Source organism: Hugenholtzia roseola DSM 9546 (genome assembly GCF_000422585.1).
Lineage (GTDB): Bacteria > Bacteroidota > Bacteroidia > Cytophagales > Bernardetiaceae > Hugenholtzia > Hugenholtzia roseola.
Genome location: NZ_KE383884.1, coordinates 93789 through 112106 on the forward strand (window position 1 = coordinate 93789; position 18318 = coordinate 112106).

15 protein-coding genes are annotated in these 18318 nt (G+C 42.6%); 6 read left to right on the forward strand and 9 right to left on the reverse strand.

The window, feature by feature from the left end; genetic code table 11:
- Positions 1-60: 60 nt before the first annotated feature.
- On the forward strand, positions 61-1350 hold the full coding sequence (locus G500_RS0117215) for an aminopeptidase P N-terminal domain-containing protein (protein WP_027003461.1): 1290 nt from the start codon (positions 61-63) through the stop codon (positions 1348-1350).
- A gap of 103 nt (positions 1351-1453) precedes the next feature.
- On the opposite strand, the gene G500_RS23955 is transcribed toward G500_RS0117215, so the two are convergent.
- Positions 1454-2359 carry a hypothetical protein gene (locus G500_RS23955; protein WP_051203789.1) on the reverse strand — a complete coding sequence of 302 codons (906 nt, stop codon included), beginning with the start codon at positions 2357-2359 and terminating at the stop codon, positions 1454-1456.
- A gap of 173 nt (positions 2360-2532) precedes the next feature.
- Entirely contained in the window at positions 2533-2892 is a 360-nt protein-coding gene (locus tag G500_RS0117230) for a zinc ribbon domain-containing protein YjdM (RefSeq protein ID WP_027003462.1), read from the reverse strand.
- Positions 2893-3254: 362 nt separating this feature from the next.
- Here G500_RS0117230 and G500_RS0117240 point away from each other — a divergent pair, with 362 nt between their 5' ends.
- From G500_RS0117240 to G500_RS0117250, 3 genes are all read left to right on the forward strand, one after another.
- Complete coding sequence (locus G500_RS0117240) at positions 3255-4103, forward strand: 5'-methylthioadenosine/adenosylhomocysteine nucleosidase (protein WP_027003463.1); 849 nt, start codon at positions 3255-3257, stop codon at positions 4101-4103.
- A 519-nt stretch (positions 4104-4622) separates the two neighbouring features.
- The gene (locus G500_RS26590; RefSeq protein ID WP_425402051.1) at positions 4623-5138 is read left to right on the forward strand and encodes a CPBP family intramembrane glutamic endopeptidase; all 516 of its coding nucleotides are present in this window, start codon (positions 4623-4625) and stop codon (positions 5136-5138) included.
- Positions 5139-5212: 74 nt separating this feature from the next.
- The gene (locus tag G500_RS0117250; protein WP_027003464.1) at positions 5213-6058 is read left to right on the forward strand and encodes a phosphatidate cytidylyltransferase; all 846 of its coding nucleotides are present in this window, start codon (positions 5213-5215) and stop codon (positions 6056-6058) included.
- A gap of 243 nt (positions 6059-6301) precedes the next feature.
- Here the strand turns inward: G500_RS0117250 and G500_RS0117255 are convergent, their stop codons facing one another.
- Both G500_RS0117255 and G500_RS25230 read right to left on the reverse strand, forming a co-directional pair.
- Positions 6302-7918, reverse strand: coding sequence for an OmpP1/FadL family transporter (locus tag G500_RS0117255; protein ID WP_027003465.1), 1617 nt, complete (start codon positions 7916-7918; stop codon positions 6302-6304).
- A 164-nt stretch (positions 7919-8082) separates the two neighbouring features.
- Positions 8083-9162: a hypothetical protein gene (locus G500_RS25230; protein ID WP_051203793.1), complete on the reverse strand. Its 1080-nt coding sequence runs from the start codon at positions 9160-9162 to the stop codon at positions 8083-8085.
- Positions 9163-9238: 76 nt separating this feature from the next.
- Here G500_RS25230 and G500_RS26510 point away from each other — a divergent pair, with 76 nt between their 5' ends.
- A complete protein-coding gene (locus G500_RS26510; protein ID WP_281169343.1) occupies positions 9239-9364 on the forward strand; it encodes a hypothetical protein in 126 nt (41 codons plus the stop codon).
- Between the two features lie 165 nt (positions 9365-9529).
- Here G500_RS26510 and G500_RS0117270 read toward each other — a convergent pair whose 3' ends face one another.
- From G500_RS0117270 to G500_RS0117305, 5 genes are all read right to left on the reverse strand, one after another.
- Complete coding sequence (locus G500_RS0117270; RefSeq protein WP_027003466.1) at positions 9530-10039, reverse strand: NADH-quinone oxidoreductase subunit A; 510 nt, start codon at positions 10037-10039, stop codon at positions 9530-9532.
- A gap of 163 nt (positions 10040-10202) precedes the next feature.
- Entirely contained in the window at positions 10203-10808 is a 606-nt protein-coding gene (locus tag G500_RS23970; RefSeq protein WP_035757880.1) for a C40 family peptidase, read from the reverse strand.
- 173 nt (positions 10809-10981) lie between these two features.
- Positions 10982-12535, reverse strand: coding sequence for a cryptochrome/photolyase family protein (locus G500_RS0117285; RefSeq protein WP_035757883.1), 1554 nt, complete (start codon positions 12533-12535; stop codon positions 10982-10984).
- A gap of 118 nt (positions 12536-12653) precedes the next feature.
- Positions 12654-14123: a tetratricopeptide repeat protein gene (locus G500_RS0117295; protein ID WP_027003468.1), complete on the reverse strand. Its 1470-nt coding sequence runs from the start codon at positions 14121-14123 to the stop codon at positions 12654-12656.
- A 207-nt stretch (positions 14124-14330) separates the two neighbouring features.
- Entirely contained in the window at positions 14331-17438 is a 3108-nt protein-coding gene (locus G500_RS0117305) for an amidohydrolase family protein (protein WP_051203795.1), read from the reverse strand.
- A gap of 249 nt (positions 17439-17687) precedes the next feature.
- Between G500_RS0117305 and G500_RS0117320 the strand changes: the two genes are divergently transcribed.
- Positions 17688-18302: a Uma2 family endonuclease gene (locus G500_RS0117320; protein WP_027003471.1), complete on the forward strand. Its 615-nt coding sequence runs from the start codon at positions 17688-17690 to the stop codon at positions 18300-18302.
- Positions 18303-18318 lie beyond the last annotated feature (16 nt).

Here is an 18318-nt window from a genome sequence, read left to right on the forward strand (position 1 = left end):
GCACCTTTGCATCTTTCCTTTTGCTATCTCCCTACTCACTATCTCTATAAAAAACAAAACATGCGACATACTCCACTGCCCAATACGCTCTTTATTAAAAATAGAGCCAAAATAGCCCAAAAATTAGCCCCCAATTCCATTGCGATTTTTCATTCCAACGACATCATGCCCACCAGCGCAGACGGCACAATGCCCTTTGTGCAACATTCCGACATTTATTATCTGACAGGTATTGCACAAGAAGAAACCATTTTAGTCTTATTTCCAGATGCGATTGAAGAAAAGTATCGCGAAATTCTCTTTGTACGCCAAACAGATGAACACATTGCAATATGGGAAGGCGAAAAATATAGCCAAGAAGCGGCAACTGCACAATCAGGCATCAGCACTGTACTTTGGACAAAAGACTTCGAAGGGCTGCTCCCCACTTTGGTCTTTCAGGCGGAAAATATCTACCTCAATACCAACGAACACCTGCGCCAAAGCAATGAAGTAGAAACGCGTGATGCCCGTTTTATCAGTTTTTGTAAGAAAACCTTTCCACTGCATACCTACAAACGCCTTGCGCCCTTGATGATGGAAGTGCGTGCCTGCAAGGAAAAAGAAGAAATTGATACCATAGCGGCAGCCTGCAAGATTACAGAAAAAGGATTTCGCCGTCTGCTTGGCTTTGTCAAGGAGGGAGTGATGGAATACGAAATTGAGGCAGAACTTTTGCACGAATTTATCAGAAATGGCTCGCGCGGTTTTGCCTACGAACCTATCATTGCTTCGGGTGCAAATGCTTGTGTGCTACACTATGTAAGCAATAACAAGCCTTGTCGGGCAGGCGATTTGTTGCTTTTAGATGTAGGGGCAGAATATGCAGGCTACGCCTCCGACATGACGCGCTGCATACCCGTCAGCGGACGTTTTTCGGATAGACAAAAGGCGGTCTATAATGCCGTCTTGCGTGTGAAAAATGAGGCAAAAAAGATGCTTCGCGTGGGTACGCTTATCGCAGATTACCAAAAAGAGGTAGGCAAACTGATGACTTCCGAGCTTATCGGTTTGGGTCTGCTCAAAAAACACGAAGTAGAACAAGAAGACCCCAAAAATCCACTTTACAGACGCTATTTTATGCATGGCACGTCGCATTTTTTGGGTATCAATGTCCATGATTACGGCTTTTTTCATAAAAAAGTAGAGGCAGGCATGGTCTTTACCGTAGAGCCGGGCATTTATATTCGCGAAGAAGGTATCGGGGTTCGCTTAGAAAATGACATCGTCGTTTTAGAAAATGGCTACCAAGACCTCATGGGCGATATTCCAATTGAAGTAGAAGAAATAGAGGATTTGATGAACGCCTAATTTTGAAACCACATAGGAAACTGCCCACGATTAAAATCGTGGGTTTGTTTTTTTTGCCCCTGATTGAAATTATGGGTTTGATTAGAATCGTGGGTTTGGTTTTTTATTTTTTATCTTGGTTTAATTTTTTCATTAGCTCGGCTATCAACTTATCTTTTTCATTTAGGGCTTGGTCTTTCTCCGCTAAGGCTTTGCGCTGTGCCTCCAACTCTTTCTGATAACGCCGTTCTTTTTCCTCGAACATGGCACTAACACTGCGCCAAGCCTCTTGTTCTATTTCTATTTGTTTGCGCTCTTTGGGGTCTGTGCCTACATAGTGCAGAATTTCAGTTATCGTTTTCATTTCTTCTATGTCTGGACTATAAACATAGTTTTTTGTAATTTCTTTCTCGTCTGTAAAATTGCGCTGCTCAAAAATACTAAGCAACTTATCCAAGCGCGTTTGGTAACGGTCGGTAATGCGTTCTACCTGAATCACGAAGCTATCATGGGTGAGCTTTTCTATAAAATCGCTCTTTTGGTGCAACGTAGTTTTATGAACTAAATCACGATAATTGCGCTCTACTTTGATACAAGGACTTTCTATTTCAGGCAATTTGAACCCTAAAATGTAAATCGTTGTGATAGGAAGTTCAATTTTTTCATTATCTATTTTATCTTCTTTTTTGTACTGCTCGGCTAAATAGTTCCGAAAACGCATCAAATCTATTAGATTTTTCGCCTTCTGAATTTCTATCAAAACCTTTTTCAATTCGCCGCTTTGGGTACGAATCGTTGCTATAAAATCAAGACGATAGACCCAAATGGAAAATCGCTGACGCAAACGCGCCTCTGCCGCCTCGATGCCCTCGCTCGTTTCCAATTCGCCTTTGTAGGTATATTCTTGTGGCTTTAATTCGATGCTTTCTATCGTTTCTTCTAAAAGCGTTCCGATAAAAAACTTGGCTACTTTTTCATTTTCCATGAGCTTTTTAAACACAACATCATAGATAGGATTGGCAATAATCATGGGTTGAATAAAGTTTTTTAGTTTGTAAGTATTTGAAAATCAGCACCAAACAAAGCGTAAAATTTATCGCGTAGGGTTTGTTTGTAATGAGTATCATACGCAAAAATAAAGATTTTGTTGGTGGAAAAAAGCCCCTGCACAAGGCAAAGGCTTTTTATTTAACCCAAAAATTGCTATGCTTTTTTTACAAATTCCGATTTGAGAGCCATAGAGCCAAAACCTTCTATTTTGCAGTCTATATTGTGGTCGCCTTCGGTTAGACGGATATTTTTGACCTTTGTACCCGCCTTAATTGACTTAGGCGCACCCCTGACGGGCAAATCTTTGACCACTATCACCGAATCGCCATCGGCGAGGCGCGTTCCATTGGCATCTCTGACTTCTAAGCCTACTACAAGTTCCTGATTTTGCGCATTTTGAAAATCTTGGCTCTCTGATTGCCACTCGAAGGCACATTCTGAGCAGACCCAACGTCCGCCCATTTCGTAACTATAAGGCGAGGCGCAGGCAGGGCAAGGAGGATTTTGTTCCATTTTTTTGTTTTTAAAGTTAAGATGTTCTGCTTGATAGGACAAAGGTACGAAAAATAAGAAGGGCAATAGGCTATCCTACTTTGATGGATTTTGGCAGGTTTTGGCAGATTTGGCTGTATTTTTCGATACATTTTTAGAAAAGCCCCCGAAAACAGAAGGGCTTAAAAAAAAAGCAGCTTGTATTTGGTGCTTTTTTTCATATTGCCAAAAAAAACCTATCTTTGAAGCCACCTGCTCCTCTGTGCGCTAAGGCAGGCTTGACTTGCCTTTGAAAAAATGGGCAAATTTTATCCGAACACCATCAAAATCAACCCCAAAAGAACGCCACAACGTTACGCGCTTTTCTGGTGAAAACATAAGATATGAAACATTTATCTCCCTTTTGTTTGCCTTTTTTGAGCCTTTTGCTGCTCTTTTTTTGGGTAGAAAAAAATAGCCTTTTGGCACAAGAAAAGAACCCTACTGCCCAACCTGTGGCAATTATTGGGGCTATGGACGCGGAAATTGAGCAGTTTCGTAGCTATCTTAAAAATGCCAAAAGTACACAACTTTTGGGCGTTACCTTTTATCAAGGCTCGATAGAAGACCAGCCTGTGGTCTTGGTAAAATCAGGCATTGGAAAGGTCAATGCCGCCCTAACAACTGCCCTTTTGTTGCAAAATTTCAAGCCCTCTGCCGTTATTTTTACAGGCATTGCAGGTGGTATTGGCGAAAACTTACTACCCGGCGACATCGTCATCAGCACCCAAACCGCCCAACACGATTTCGGACAACTTTCCAGCGAGGGCATCAGTGTTTGGCAAACCTTTAACAGAGAAGAAAAGAGCAATCCCCTCTTTTTCCCCTGCGATTCTGCCCTTGTTTCCCTTGCCGAACAAGCCGCTGCCCAAGCACAACTGCGCTTAGTGCGTACCTATGATGCCAAAAGAAAGCCCAGCATCAATAAAGGCACTATCGTTACAGGCGATGTCTTTATGGCTTCCTCACAAGGAAAAGCCAAGCTCATCAAAGACTTCAACGCCGCCGCCGTAGAAATGGAAGGTGGTGCAGTGGCTCAAATTTGCTTTCAGGAAAAAATCCCTTACTTAGTCATTAGAAGCATTAGCGACACTGCCGACGAAGATGCAGAGAGATTTTACAAAAAGTTTATCAAAGTGGCTGCCTTCAATTCGGCAAGCCTTGTGATAGAGATGCTCAAATTGATGGAATAACCATTTGATTTAACTTTTACAGCCTCCCATATTCTCACTCCTAAATCTTTCTGTATGCGCTCGCAAGCCCTAACTTGGTTTTTTCTTTTTATCTTTTGGGAACTTTTTGGCATTGTTGTAGGCAATATCGTTGGCGTAGGCTTGGCAACCCTCGTTTCCGACCTCTCTTTCGAGGGTATTTCAAATCTGACTCTAAATCCGACTGCCTACCCCAACGAAAGAGTTACCATCTTAGCCCTGCAAGCAGGTACGGCGACTACGGCTTTTGTCGTCTTTCCGCTCATTTTCTATTTTCTTTTTATCGAGTACAAAGAACGCCGTTTGCACCAAAATAGAGCCACTACCCAAGATACCGCTTTGCTCCTTAGCCCTTTCATGCAACTACAAAAAATCCCGCGTATTTGGCTATTGGCGTTCCCTTTTCTCATCACTTGGTTCTGTTTTCCCATTTCCTCCTTTTTGGGGCTGCTCAATGAAGCCTTTGTTTTGCCCGATTTTTTGAGCGAAATGGAAATGTGGATGAAAACAAAGGAAGAAAAGCTCAAAGTGCTAACCATTTTTATTACCACGATAGAAAGTCCGCTCTACTTTTTCTTTGCCTTTATCACGATTGCGATAGTGCCTGCTGTGGGCGAAGAAATCGTCTTTCGCGGCATCACGCAGCCCCTTTTTGAGCGCATCTTTAAAAATCCACATGTGGCAATTTGGCTTACGGCTGCTATTTTTAGTGCCGTACATCTACAATTTTATGGCTTCCTGCCGCGCTTTGTTTTGGGTATCATCTTTGGCTATCTCTATTTTTATGGTAAAAATCTGACCTACCCTATCTTAGGACATTTGGTCAATAATGGCACAACGCTGGTGATTATGTATGGCTTGGGCGCAGACAGAGCCTTAGATGCGACACTTGGCATGGAAACACCTAATATGATGGCACTTTTTCCCATTTTTTTAGTGGCAGCCGCGACGGTTTTATTGCTTTTGCGCCTATTTCGTCAGAAAAACAAGATATTTTTTGACCTACAAAAACACTAACACAGACCACCTTCCCAACAAGCATTTGCCAACAAGTATTTGAAAATAGCCTTGTTCTACCCTTTCCCAACCTTATGAAACTTAACGTCAGCAAATTTTCCGAGCTTCAACAACGCATCATGACTGGCATCTTAGGCGCAATTACGGTCATTGCCTCTTTGATGTGGAACGAGTGGAGCTACTTTTTACTTTTTTTCCTTATCAGTATTTTTTCCCTTTGGGAGTTTTATCGGCTTCTGGGCATAGATGGCAATTCTCCGCTGCGTACCTTCGGCACTTTCAATGGTGCATTTTTATTTATTCTTTCTTTTTTAATAGAAAAGTTTGGTTTTGATAGTAAATACTACTTACTTATGTTTATAAGTCTGGCGGGGGCTTACTTTATCAAACTCTACCGCAAAGCCGACATCAAGCCTTTTGCCAATATCGCCTTCACCTTTTTGGGGGTCATGTACGTAGGCGTGCCTTTTGCCCTGCTCAATGGGCTTATCTTTTGGGAAGGAAACTATCATTTTGAAGTGGTCTTGGGTTCGCTTTTTATCCTTTGGGCAAGCGATACGGGAGCTTATTTTTCAGGCAAAAACTTTGGCAAGCGCAAACTTTTCCAACGCATTTCCCCTAAAAAAACTTGGGAAGGAAGCATCGGCGGCGGCATCTTCGCCCTTTGTATTGGTGCAATTTGGGCGACTCTTTTCCCTATCCTGCACATGTGGCAGTGGCTCGCCATCTCTGCCATTATCGTAGTGGCAGGCACGTATGGCGACTTGGTAGAATCGCTCTTTAAGCGAAGCATCAGCATCAAAGATTCGGGTAGTGTGCTGCCAGGGCATGGCGGCTTTTTGGATAGGTTCGATGGCTTGCTTATCGCCTCACCCTTTATTGTGGTTTTCCTCAAACTTTTCCCCAGCCACCTTTTCTAAAACATTCATACAGGCAGTAAGATTAGGCTCTAATACAAATCTTGCACTTTCAAATTCAAACAAAATAAAATTTGGCTTAAACTCTATTTTGGGTCTGAACACCCAATTTTATTTCAATCTGACTTTGGACAAGACTGTACCTTTTAGAATAATCTAAGCAAAATCCCCTTAAAGATTCTACAAGAACCTTTAAGGGGATTTGAAGTTAGCGAATAAGACAATAGACTTATTTTTCAAATCGGATTAGAAATGCAATCCGATAGAAGCTACTAAATTGAACATTCCACTATTGACAGTGGCGGTAGGCTGTGCGTTATTGGCAAGCGTGTAAGGATTGTATAAAAACTGCGACCTTCCAAAAGAGCCTCCTAAATCAAAGTAGATTTCTTCGTCGCGATACCCAACTCCGCCTGTAAAGATAAGCCTATCGCGTTTGAGGCTTTGGTCTGCGCCTTCTCTTGTGTCAGGATTGAAGGGGTCGGCAAAATAAGCTGCGCCACCTCTTAGGTAATAGTTTTCAAAACGTGCCTCTGCGCCGATACGGTAATTTACCACAGGATGGTACAAATTCTCGATGGTGCGATTGTCTGCGCCAAAACTAAGGTTGTCTTTTCTATTGGTAAAATTGGCATTATTCAAAGCCACATACTCGGCATCGGCTGAAATAAAACCGCGTTTTCCGAAGAAAATAGCCGCTCCTACGTTTGCACGCCAAGGTGTGGTAAGGCTATAACGCGATTCCACTATCGCCGTTTCTGCTGATTCATTGCCCAAGACGCGAACCTCGCCATTTTCTTCAAATTCTACGTTGTTGTAATTGACATCAAGACGGGCATCAAAGGTTTCTTTGATAGACATAATCGTGGGCGAATGGAAACTTGCACCAATGCGAAGCAAAGGAAGTGGGCGAATTATCAGACCCAAAGACGCATTGACTCCTACTCCATTAAGTCCCATGTTTTCCTCTAAAGTGAGTTCATTGAGCATACGTGGGGCAGAAGGGTTGTCTATCGCTCCACCTGTAACCTGTTCGATGTAAGTGCGCGACTGTGTATAAGAGAAAGTCTGCATCGCAACGCCGCCACCTATAAAAAAGACATCACCAAAACTGCCACCATAAGAAAGATTCCAGTTATTTTGTGCGCCACGTGTATCCACAGTTTCGAGCTGACGGATAGGCGAAACAGGCACAAAGGAATAATAACTTGTTTCGCTGCCATTGTCTTCTATAAAATCGGGATTGATAAGATAAGTTGCATACGCCAAGCCCTCGATGGAGGTAATGTTGCTGGTGATTTCATTGTCTAAATCGCCCCAAGTGAAGCGCGAAGAAGATTCTAAGAGATAGTCGATGAGCGAATTTTGGTTGTTTGCCCCTTCATAAGAAAAGCGGTTATGGAAGGTATTGAGGCGTGTAAAGTTGAGGGCAAAAGCACCACCTTTGTAAAAGCTATCGCTGCGACTGCTTGGCACGTGAATCGCAAGCTCCAGATGTGCAAAGTTTAGGTTAGGGCGAAAGGTATTGGTTTCTTCACCCTGAAATTCGGTGCGGCTACCCAAAAAAGCCAAAGAGGGCGCAAAACTTACCTCTGACTTGGTGAGCAAACCCAAACCTGCGGGGTTTGTATAAGCCGAAGTGATGTCGCCACCCAAAGCGGTGCTTGCACCACCTACCGACTGCATTCGTGCCGACCCCATTAAGCCCTGCTGTGAAAAGCGAAGTGCATCGCGATAGTAGCCAAAAGCGTTAGGGTCGATGGCACTATCCTGCGCCAAAAGGTTGCTGCTACTCAAAAGAAGCCCTACACAAAGTCCTGAAAAAGAACCTGAAAGGAAACGGAAAAAGTTTTTGCTGCGCATAGTTGTATGATTTTATTTTTGGGGATTACTTTTGGAAAGAAATGGGCTGCCCCTGCTAAAAACCCCTCGTAAGGCGAGGGATTTTTAGAAAAAAAGGCAATAAGAAAGGTTTTGGGAAACGTTAAAAAGTGTAGCGACGAAAGGGCTTTTGAAAAATAGAGAGCCTAACCGCCTCTTCTGCCACCGCTACGGCTGCCACCAGAAGAGCCACCTGACGAGCGTCCGCCACCTGACGAACTACGACCACTTGAAGAAGAGTCGCTTTTTACAGAAGAGCGCGAACCTGAAGACGACGAACCTGAAGACGACGAACCTGATACTGACGAACCCGAAGAGGAAGAGTTATTTCTTCGCACGCCCGAACTTGTGCCATTGCTGCGTCCGCCATTCGAGCTGCTGTTGCTGTTGTTGTCGCTCGAAACTCTGCCTGCTCTGCCGTTGTTGTAAGTATTACTACTCTGATTGCCGCGATTCGAGTCGGTATAAATTGGATTTGTCGTATTGCCTCTGCCACCGCTTACTGTGGTAGTGCCGCCACGTCTGCCGCGAGTTTGTCCGCTCACTACATTGCGCGTATTGTTTCGGTTATCCACTACAATAGGATTGTGCCAAGGTGTATAGCCCCAACCGTTCCAAGAATTATGACCGCTCCAAGTCCAAGTTCCCCAGAAAGGGTCATAGTAATAGTTGCCACTATACCAGCTATTGTCAAAAGGCGACCAATTCCAAGAGCGTGAAATCCAAGTGCCGCGTGTTCCTACGCCAAAAGTCCAAGTAGGGCGATTCCAAATAGACCAGCTATTAGAGATACCGTAGTTGTTGTTGTTCCAATTTCCACAAGGCGAACAAGGGTTGCCACAAGGATTTGCGTTGCCACAAGGGTTGTACTGTCCGCAAGGATTGTTGTATTGGTAGGCTTGACGGCAATCGTTACAATTATCGCGATAATAATTGTAGGAAGGCATATAATCCGATTGCTGCTCTACATTTGTGTTGCTCAATCGCTCCTGTGTTTGAGCTTGTAAGGCAGCTTCGGCTTCCGCTTTTCGGCGTGCCTCGCGTGCTTGCGCTTCAGCCTCTAATTGCACTTCCATTTTCTTACGGTCGCGCTTCGAAAAATAGACATCGTCGTAGTCGTAACGGGTGTTGTCCTGTGCAAAGAGTGAGTTAGGGGCGAGCAATAGCAAAGCCAAGCAACTCATCAAGACGGCAAAGAAAGGCGATTTTATTTTTGAAGTTTTCATCTTTGGTATCTTTTAAAGTGTAAAAATGGGAACAGAACGGTAATATTAGCCGATTTTTTATCAAAAACCAACTCTTTTGATGCCTAAGTTTGCCAAAATCGGTTTTTACTTGACCAAACCCTATTCTGACTTATCGGCAAGCAGCGGCGACTTTTTGTTCCTGCCTTTTACAGGTCTTTTCTCTGCCGCTTTTGTGAGTTAGATGTAAAAAGATAAACGCAGGTTGCACGCGTTCGGTTATTTTTTTCTGTTTTTTTTGTAGAAAGGTAAAGTTGGCTTGTGTGAAGGGGAGTAGAGGACAAGGCATTGACTTGTCCGTAGTGAGATTGAAATGTTGGGGAGAAAGAGTGAAAGACGACAAGAAATGTTATTCTGCCGTCTTTTTGTCATTCGCATATTTGGCGTTAATTTTATCATAAAGAGATACAGGAACGGTATCTATATCAGATAAAAAATTAGATTTTCTTTTTGGTAAAGTTGCCGTTTTTTCCCAATCGAGCCAACCCTTGCGCCAAAGGTAGAGCAGCCCCAAAAAAAGAACAGCTATAAAGAAAAGCATCTCTATCAGAATAAAAATCGCCGTCGATTGTGAAAGCTCTGCCGCAGGCGATTTTTCGAAAAGGGTCGCCCAAGGGAAAAGGAAAATTATCTCTACTTCAAATATCAAAAATGCCAACGCCAAGACATAATAACGAACATTGAAACGTCCCCAACGCCTGCCAATGGGTTCTTCGCCACATTCATAAATTGCGTTTTTTTCCTGATTAGGGCGATAAGGGCGAAATAAACGACCCACATTTGTCGCAATCCAAGCAAAAATTAGTCCGCCTATTAGAAAGACAAAAATAAAAAACAGTTGGGTTAGGGTAGTGTTCATATAAAACCATTAAACCGTATTTGATAAGCCACATTTTATAAACCATAAAAACAAGCCCCTACTTCGCCTTTCATTTGCCCCCTAATGTTGGCGTAATGTTAATTTTGGAGCAGCGAAGCAGGAAGAGCGTGTGGCAAAAACGATTAAAAAAAAGCAAAATTTATTACACAATAACTCTACGCGCATGACGAAACGCCTTTTTCCAATAGTCTAAGCGAAAAAGTTGTTCCTCTACCACGCCCCTCGAAGTAGAAGCATGCACAAACATTAAATCATCTAAACTATCGCCTGCCTTCGAAATAATGCCCACATGACTGATGCGATTAGGGTCTGACCCTGTGGCAAAAAAGACCAAATCGCCCTCTCTAACGGCATTGATATCGATGTGCTGCCCCACTTGGGCTTGGTCGCGCGACGAGCGCGGCAGGCTAATGCCGCTATTTTTGAAAGCCACCATCGTAAGCCCCGAACAGTCCATGCCTGCGGGAGTAGTGCCGCCTGTGCGGTAGGTAGTACCCAAAAACTTACGCGCCTCACTTAATACGTTTTGCGCCACTTTGCCTATCGCTGCGGTAGCAGGGTTCGGATTCGCATTGCCAACGTTGGGCTTTGCGCTGCTGCCCACTGGATTTGCCTTTTGATGTTGCGCCTCGTGCATATAGGCGCGAAAAACGTCATCGAAAAGTTTGCGGTGGCGTGTTAGGTCTATGACCACTTTTACCGTTTCGCCTTTCGCATTTTTTACAAATTCAATGCCTTCAAAATCCATAAGCTATTTCGTAATTGGATAAAAAATGAAAGAGATAGAAAAGAAAACGCCCTTAAAGGTAGCTTGCAAGCGCAATTTAGCAAAAAAACGGGGAAAGCCAAAATTGGCACTACCTCGCCCTCAAAAGTTTGCTTCTCCTAAAAAACAACTATTTTTAAAATAAGTATAATTTTTTAAATTTCTTCTATGTTCGTTTTGTAAAATTCTGCTTGCGCTAAAATCTTGGCTTGCTCCTCCTTGTCATACTTTTCCCACTGTTTATACATCAAACTCACTCTTGGATTTTTTTCTAATTTTTCTCTATTTCTTTCATAAAAATCCCAATACAGACTATTAAAAGGACAGGCACGCGCTCCGTATTTTGTTTTTTCATTGTAAAAACAATTTTTACAATAATTACTCATTTTATTGATATAGTTTGCTGAAGAAACATAGGGCTTTGTCGCCACTAAGCCGCCATCTGCAAATTGGCTCATGCCGCGCGTGTTGGTGATTTCTACCCATTCAATCGCGTCTGCATAAATGCCTAAATACCAACTATCTACTTCGCTCGGTTCTATTGCCGCCAAGAGTGCGAAATTGCCCGTAACCATCAAACGCTGGATATGGTGCGCATAGCTTTTTTCCAAAGACTGTCCGATACAATGCCGCAGGCAGTTTGCCTTTGTTTCGCCTGTCCAAAACCATGAAGGGAGTTTGTTTTGGTGGTTGAAAAAATTTAGGGTCTGATAATCAGGCATTTGCGCCCAATAAACCCCACGCATGTATTCGCGCCAACCCAAAATCTGGCGTACAAAACCCTCGATTTGGGCATAATCAAACTGCTTATCCTGCCAAACCGCTACCGCCTTTTCTATGACCTCCAAAGGGTGCAAGAGCTTGATATTGAGGGCAAAAGAAATTTTGGCATGAAAAAGAAGCGTGCTTTGGGTGTACATTGCATCTTGAAAAGTTCCAAAATAAGGTAAGCTATACTTACAAAAATGGTCTAAAAGCAAAAGCGATTCCGTTCTATCTGTCGTCCATTCAAAATGTGCAGGGTCTATTTTTCCCAAAGTCTGAACGCCTGCTTGCTGTATTTCTGTTAGAATTTCTGTATAGATTATAGTTTTGTTTTGAAAATGAAAGGCAGGAGGCAACGCCACTTTGCCATTGTAAGCCTTGCGATTTTCTGCATCAAAATTCCATTTTTCAAAAAGCGGTTTATCCGAATCTTGCATCAAGACCTGATATTTTTTACGCAAAGTACGGTAAAAAAATTCCATTAAATAAGTCTTTTTTCCTTCAAAAAAATCAGATAAAAAATGGCGCGAAGTCAAAAAATGTTCCGTATCGTAACTGCTGACCTCAATTTGCTGGGCTTCCAACTGCTTGCTTAGACTTTCCAACTGCACATCTAATCGATATTCATCGGGCAATAAGTATTCAAATTTTTTAATTTTATATTTTTCTATTAGAAAAGAAACATTTTTTTCTAAATTTTGTCTGTTTTCAGCGTCTAAAATCTTAAAATAGAAAACCTGATGCCCTTGCTGCTTTAAATCTGCTGCAAATTGGCGCATGGCTGCAAAAAAGGCTACTACTTTTTGAACATGATGCAGGGCGTAGTCCGTCTCCTGTCGCATTTCCATCATCACATATAAAACGGAATCATCTTTTTGCTCAAACCAAGTATGTTTTGCGTTGAGTTGGTCGCCTAAAACAAGGCGCAGCGTTTTATAGTACATCTTAATTTTCTAAAAAATATATCAATTTTTATCACTTTTCACAAAAAAGAAAAGGGGCAGAGCTTTTTGCCCTGCCCCTTCAAAACTGCACAAAGGTTGAAAATGTTTTTCGTCCCTTTTATCTTTGTTGTGGCTCAAATCCCAAACTTTTGGCTTTCTCAAAGTGCATTTTCGCCCTTTCCGAATAAGCGCGATTTTGATAAATTTTGCCCAAGAGGTAGTACGTTTCGCCGTCGTCTGCCTTGTGTTCGAGGTAGGATTCTAAGAATCTAATTGCTTCATTATCAGAGGCTTGCGAAATAAGTTTGTAAAAATGAAGTTCGCCCATTCGCTTCAAAACCAAAGGATTTTGGGTAGGCGAAACCTTTTGGTAATATAGATAAGCCTGTTGATTTTGCTCCAAACTGCCTTTTTGGTTTTTATCAAAAAGGGCTTCGGCTTTTTCGAAATAGTCTTTTAGAGTTGTTGCTTTGTCATCTAAAGTGAAAGCACAAGCGACCCTATATCCTGAACCTGCCGTAAGCAAGGTTCTTTCTTCTTGCAAATCTTGTAGCCTATTTTTCGCCTCTTCCGAACCCAATTCGGCAGCCTTCTGCCAATGCCAAAGGGCTTTATCAACGGAACGGGTTTCGGCTTGCTCATAGGTAAGTGCCAAAGTGGAGTGCTGCAAAATCGTCATTTCCCTAAGCCACTGCGCATCTGCGGCGTTTTTTTGTGCCTGATACTGCTCAAAAAGAGAGCGCAACTCTGCCAACATGTGATTTTGGTAGTAATAATTTCCCAAACTCAAAATCGCCCCACTGTGATTCTGATTGGCGGCTTCTTTTAGATAAAAGACATATTTGTCTGAAACATTAGTTTGGTTTTTTATCAAATTTGCATACTGAAATTTGAAATTAGGATTATCCGTTTGTATTATTTTTACCAAAATGTAGTTTTTATCATTTTGGTTTTCTATTGAATTTTCAACATTTATCTGTTTGATTTTTTTGCCTGCCAATAGATGCCCACCTTCGTAAGCCGCTACGTAATAATCTACTGCCTTTGCCATATTTCTTTCTATCTGTTCGCCGCCCTGCTCGAAATATTGCCCCAGCCTATACATTGCCTCTGTGTTATCGTTCTCCAATTCAATTACTTTAAGCAAGCAATCAATGGCTTTGTCGAGGCTTTTTTCTGTGCCAATGCCCATTTCATAGTAGGTAGCAAGGGAAAACAATGCTTTAGGGTGATTGCCCTGTGCAGCTATTTTAAAATTTTCAAAGGCTTTTCTGAAATCGCGCTTGTTCTCATACTGAATTGCCTGATTGTATTTGTCTATCACCTTGTCTGTTACTTGGTCAGGGTGCTGGTTATCATTTGTATTTTCGTTTAAATGATAGTTATAGCCCCTTACTTTACTCTTTGGCTTCTGTGTTTCTGCTTCTGTTCGAATGCCTCGTGTGCTTTTGTAAAACTCTGTTTGCTGATTTTTTTGTAATTTATCCTGCAAAAGCCCCGCTGCCTTCATGGAAAAAGGCACGATGAAGCCCGAAAAAAATCCGCAGGCTAAAAATAATATTTTTATGTTGATGCTTTTCTTTATCATGGTCAGATTTGGTTTATAGTTTTGAGTTGAATTGTGGTTTGGCATTTTCTACCGCTTATTCAAACTCTATTCCCTTATACGCAAAGCCTTTTTTTTTTCGGCAAAGTTCCGACCAAGACAAAAAAGCCCTCGACAAATCGAGGGCTTTTGTAGGTGAAAATAAAAAGGAAATTTTCTTTTGTAGGCGGTCAGAAAGGCTTGTCTAACTTATTCGCCTTCTTCTTCCTGCCAAAAATCGTGATACTCCTCACAGTCGTATTGTTTGTGCGGTTTGAAGCGAAAAGGCTGCGTATCTGCCCCGCCTTGCTTTTCTAAGCGCATTTTCTTGATGAGCCTATTTCGCTCGGCATCAATGGCTTTGCGAAGAAGTTGGTCGCCTTCGAGGTCGAAATAAAGTGCGCCCTCGATGAAGGTTTTTTCCACCTTTGCATAAACCGAAAGTGGCTCGGCACTCCAAAGCACCAAATCGGCATCTTTTCCTACGGCAATACTACCCATCTGCTTTTCTAAGCGCAACATCTTGGCAGGATTGAGTGTAACCATTTTCCATGCCTCCATTTTGGGAATGTCGCTGTATTTGACCACCTTGGCAGCTTCCTGATTGAGCCTGCGCCCCATTTCAGCATCATCCGAATTGATACTGGTCAGCACGCCCGCCTTATACATAAGTCCTGCGTTGTGTGGAATGGCATCTTTTACCTCGTACTTATACGCCCACCAATCGGAAAAAGTAGAACCACCTACGCCATGTGCCGCCATTTCAGGGGCAAGTTTATAGCCCTCCAAGATGTGAGTAAAAACGTTCATGCGGAAACCATATTTTTCAGCCACACGCATCATGGCTAAAATTTCCGTTTGCACGTAAGAATGACAAGAAATCAGTCTTTTTCCTTGTATAATTTCTAAAAGCGTTTCCATCTGCAAATCTTTACGCACCTTATCAGGATTTGCTGCCCTTTGTTTTTGATAAATCAAAGCACGATTAAAGGCATCATCAAAGACCTGCTCTACGCCCATGCGCGTTTGGGGGTAGCGCGAATATTCGGGTGAATTGGCATGACGCGGATTTTCGCCTAAGGCAAATTTGATGCGCGGCGTAGCGGCTGCAATGCGCATTTCCTCACCACTTGCCCCCCATTTGAGCTTGATGATAGACGATTTACCGCCGATTGGGTTTGCCGAGCCATGTAATTGCTGCAAAGCGACCACGCCCCCTGCCAAATGGCGGTAGATATTGACATCTTCGGGGTTGATGACATCTTCTATGCTCACCTCCGCGCTATTTGAATACACGCCTTCATTGACACCACCGCGAATACCGATATGCGAATGTTCGTCGATGATGCCTGCTGTTAGGTACTTTCCTTTTCCATCAATGACTTTTAAGCCCTGTGTAGGCAAATTCTGCCCAATTTGCGCGATTTTGCCCTTTCGCACCACTACATCAGCATTGAACAAAATGCCATCACTCTCTTGGCTTGTTTCGCCTGTCCAGACGGTTGTGTTTTGTATGATAAAATCCTCTGCCTGTGGCTTTTCATCATAACCAAAAGGCGCGAAGGGATAGCGCATGGCGTAAATGGGCTGCTGCAATTCTTCTGCAAGTTGATTTTGGGTGCTATCAGCCTGCTTTTTCTCCTCCATTTTTGGGGGGGCTACCTTTTGCGCACGCCACGCCCAAAGTCCTCCTTGCGCATCTTTTGCCACGCCCGACCAAAGGTCTGCATTTTCTACCCAACCCTGCAATAAAAACAAGGTTTCTCCTTTTTTTGCGGTCTTCTCTTTTTTAGAACTTAGCGCGAGGCTTACTTCCGCTTTCGGCAGCTTTTCATTGTATTTGAAAGTAGCTTCGAGCGTGTCTTGGGATACTCCTTTTTGCTGCCAAAGCACCATTTGAGGACTCATTTGTTTTTCTACCACCTCGAAAAAATAGGCTTCTTTTTGGTTTTCTTTTTGTAAAAGAAGTTCATATTTGCCTGCAAGTGCGAAAAGGGGCAGGGTTTCTACTTCGTGTTTTTTCCCTAAAATCCAAGTCTGGTAGATTTTAGAATTTTCTGCAAAAATATTATCCGAAGCAATGAAAAAATTAGCATAAGCCCCTGCCTTCAAATGCCCTAAAAGCGATTCTTCTAATAAGGCGGCAGGTAGGAAAGTCAGGGCGCGTAGTGCCACCTTTTCGGAAAGCCCTGCTTTTACGGCTTTTCTAAGATTGGGCAAAAATTCGTCTTTGCTTTTCAGATGTTTGGTAGTGAAGGCAAAATCGAAGCCTTCTTTTTCCAGAAGAGCGGGATTGTGCGGCGCAAGTTCCCAATGTTTGAGATGTTTGAGCGAAATAAAATCCGCCGCCAAAGGGTCTTCTATGTCGTAGGGTTTGGGGAAATTTAGAGGCAAAACTAAGGTAGGTCTAATTTTTTTGAGAGCCTCCATAGCTTGGTACTCGTCGCCTGCCCCAATGTAGATGTATTTTTGGTTAAATTCAGTCGCAATTTTATGCGCACGCAAGATGTCGTATTTTTCACCCACCTCGAAAAACGCCGTTTGATTCATTTGCTCAAAAAGAGCCTTCAAAGAAAGATTGGTTTGAGAAAGGGTATTTTCATTTTTTTGATACCATTCTGCATCTAAGTAAGACTGCCTTATCAAAGCCATCGAACCCATAAGCGAACTTGGGTAAGATTGAGAAGATGAGCCTTTGCTAAAAGCCATACCAGCCTGTGTGTAAGGGCGCAAAATCGCCTCCTGCGGCGTGGTGTGAGCGGTGCTGACCAAAGCCGTTCTTCCGCGCATGATGCCGTCGTGTGGCTGTGTCAGGACAAAGGCAAAGCCATTTTTACGCCATTGGCTTGCTTCTTTTTCGTCGGGCGAAAATAGTTCTGCCGCCCTCACTTCGGGGTGTATGGCTTCATTGTTGCCAAAGGCTTTTTGGTGAGTAGGATTGAGTACAACATTCCACCACGCGCCGCCGCGTTGCTTTTTTACCTCGTCCGAAGGCATGCCATACTCGGCATGCAAGTCTATGAAAGCGGGGTAGATGTATTTTCCTTGTAAATCTATCACGAAAAAACCTTCGGGAATGGCAACATTTGTGCCTGCTGCCACCACTTTTCCCTTTTTAATAAGTAGCGTCGCTTTTTCAAGGCGCGTCTGATAATCTACAAAAAGCGTCGCGTTGGTGAAGGCATACGCACCCTCTCGCTCGTCTTGGCTGCCATTGGTGTAGAAGGTCTGCTGCGCCCAAAGCGAGGCATTTGCCCCCCACACAAAAGAGAGGAGTAGCAAAAGCAAGTAAAAAGACCGATAATAGCGAATATTCATTATTTCTCAATTTTTTTGAACAGAATCTGGACAACCGCTCAGGTTTGAAAGAAGAAAGAACCGCAGAGTTGCGGATTGAAATGCAAGATATGTTTTTTTTTGAATATAAGGTCGAAGAAAAAAGGGGAGTGGGAATCCAAATCTAAGAGCATTGATTTTTACGCGCAAATGTTGTAACTTTGCAGGAATAGGGCTTTACCCATTTTTCTTTTTTTGGAAAAAGTTTAAACACAAAAAAACTACAAAATTATGAAATATATCACTGACATCAACGAATTAGACCTAAATGGCACTTACACTTATGCCGATTATCTTACATGGCGTTTCGAGCAAAGCATCGAACTTATCAAAGGGAAAATTTTTAAAATGTCGCCTGCGCCAAGTTCCGAACACCAGCGCGTTTCAGGAAGTTTTTATCTTTTGATAGGGAACTATTTGCGAAAAAGTGCCTGCCAACTCTATCATGCACCTTTTGATGTACGTCTTTTAGATAAGAAAAAATCACAAAAGGCAAATCAAGATATTTATACTGTTGTGCAACCAGATATTTGTATAATTTGCGATAAAAGCAAAATAGACTCAAAAGGTTGCGTTGGTGCGCCCGATTTGATTATCGAAATCCTTTCGCCCGGCAATTCAAAAAAAGAAATGCGAACCAAATATGCCTTGTATGAAGAAAGTGGCGTAAAAGAGTATTGGGTAGTGTTTCCTTCCGAACATGTTTTGCAGCAGTATGTTTTGAATGAAAATGAAAAATATGAGCTAAAAAGTAGTTTTGTAGAAGACGAAATTTTCAATGCTCATATTTTTCCCGACCTACAAATTGATTTGTCTGAAATTTTTGAAGAAGAAGAAGAATTTTAAAACTTACAAAAAAACT

Coding starts and splice junctions, on each gene's coding strand:
- G500_RS25230 (WP_051203793.1), bottom strand. CDS start 9,162: ATGAAAACTTCAAAAATAAAATCGCCTTTCTTTGCCGTCTTGATGAGT.
- G500_RS23955 (WP_051203789.1), bottom strand. CDS start 2,359: ATGATTATTGCCAATCCTATCTATGATGTTGTGTTTAAAAAGCTCATG.
- G500_RS0117270 (WP_027003466.1), bottom strand. CDS start 10,039: ATGAACACTACCCTAACCCAACTGTTTTTTATTTTTGTCTTTCTAATA.
- G500_RS0117250 (WP_027003464.1), top strand. CDS start 5,213: ATGAAACTTAACGTCAGCAAATTTTCCGAGCTTCAACAACGCATCATG.
- G500_RS0117215 (WP_027003461.1), top strand. CDS start 61: ATGCGACATACTCCACTGCCCAATACGCTCTTTATTAAAAATAGAGCC.
- G500_RS23970 (WP_035757880.1), bottom strand. CDS start 10,808: ATGGATTTTGAAGGCATTGAATTTGTAAAAAATGCGAAAGGCGAAACG.
- G500_RS0117305 (WP_051203795.1), bottom strand. CDS start 17,438: ATGAATATTCGCTATTATCGGTCTTTTTACTTGCTTTTGCTACTCCTC.
- G500_RS0117255 (WP_027003465.1), bottom strand. CDS start 7,918: ATGCGCAGCAAAAACTTTTTCCGTTTCCTTTCAGGTTCTTTTTCAGGA.
- G500_RS26590 (WP_425402051.1), top strand. CDS start 4,623: ATGAAAACAAAGGAAGAAAAGCTCAAAGTGCTAACCATTTTTATTACC.
- G500_RS0117295 (WP_027003468.1), bottom strand. CDS start 14,123: ATGATAAAGAAAAGCATCAACATAAAAATATTATTTTTAGCCTGCGGA.
- G500_RS0117240 (WP_027003463.1), top strand. CDS start 3,255: ATGAAACATTTATCTCCCTTTTGTTTGCCTTTTTTGAGCCTTTTGCTG.
- G500_RS0117320 (WP_027003471.1), top strand. CDS start 17,688: ATGAAATATATCACTGACATCAACGAATTAGACCTAAATGGCACTTAC.
- G500_RS0117285 (WP_035757883.1), bottom strand. CDS start 12,535: ATGTACTATAAAACGCTGCGCCTTGTTTTAGGCGACCAACTCAACGCA.
- G500_RS0117230 (WP_027003462.1), bottom strand. CDS start 2,892: ATGGAACAAAATCCTCCTTGCCCTGCCTGCGCCTCGCCTTATAGTTAC.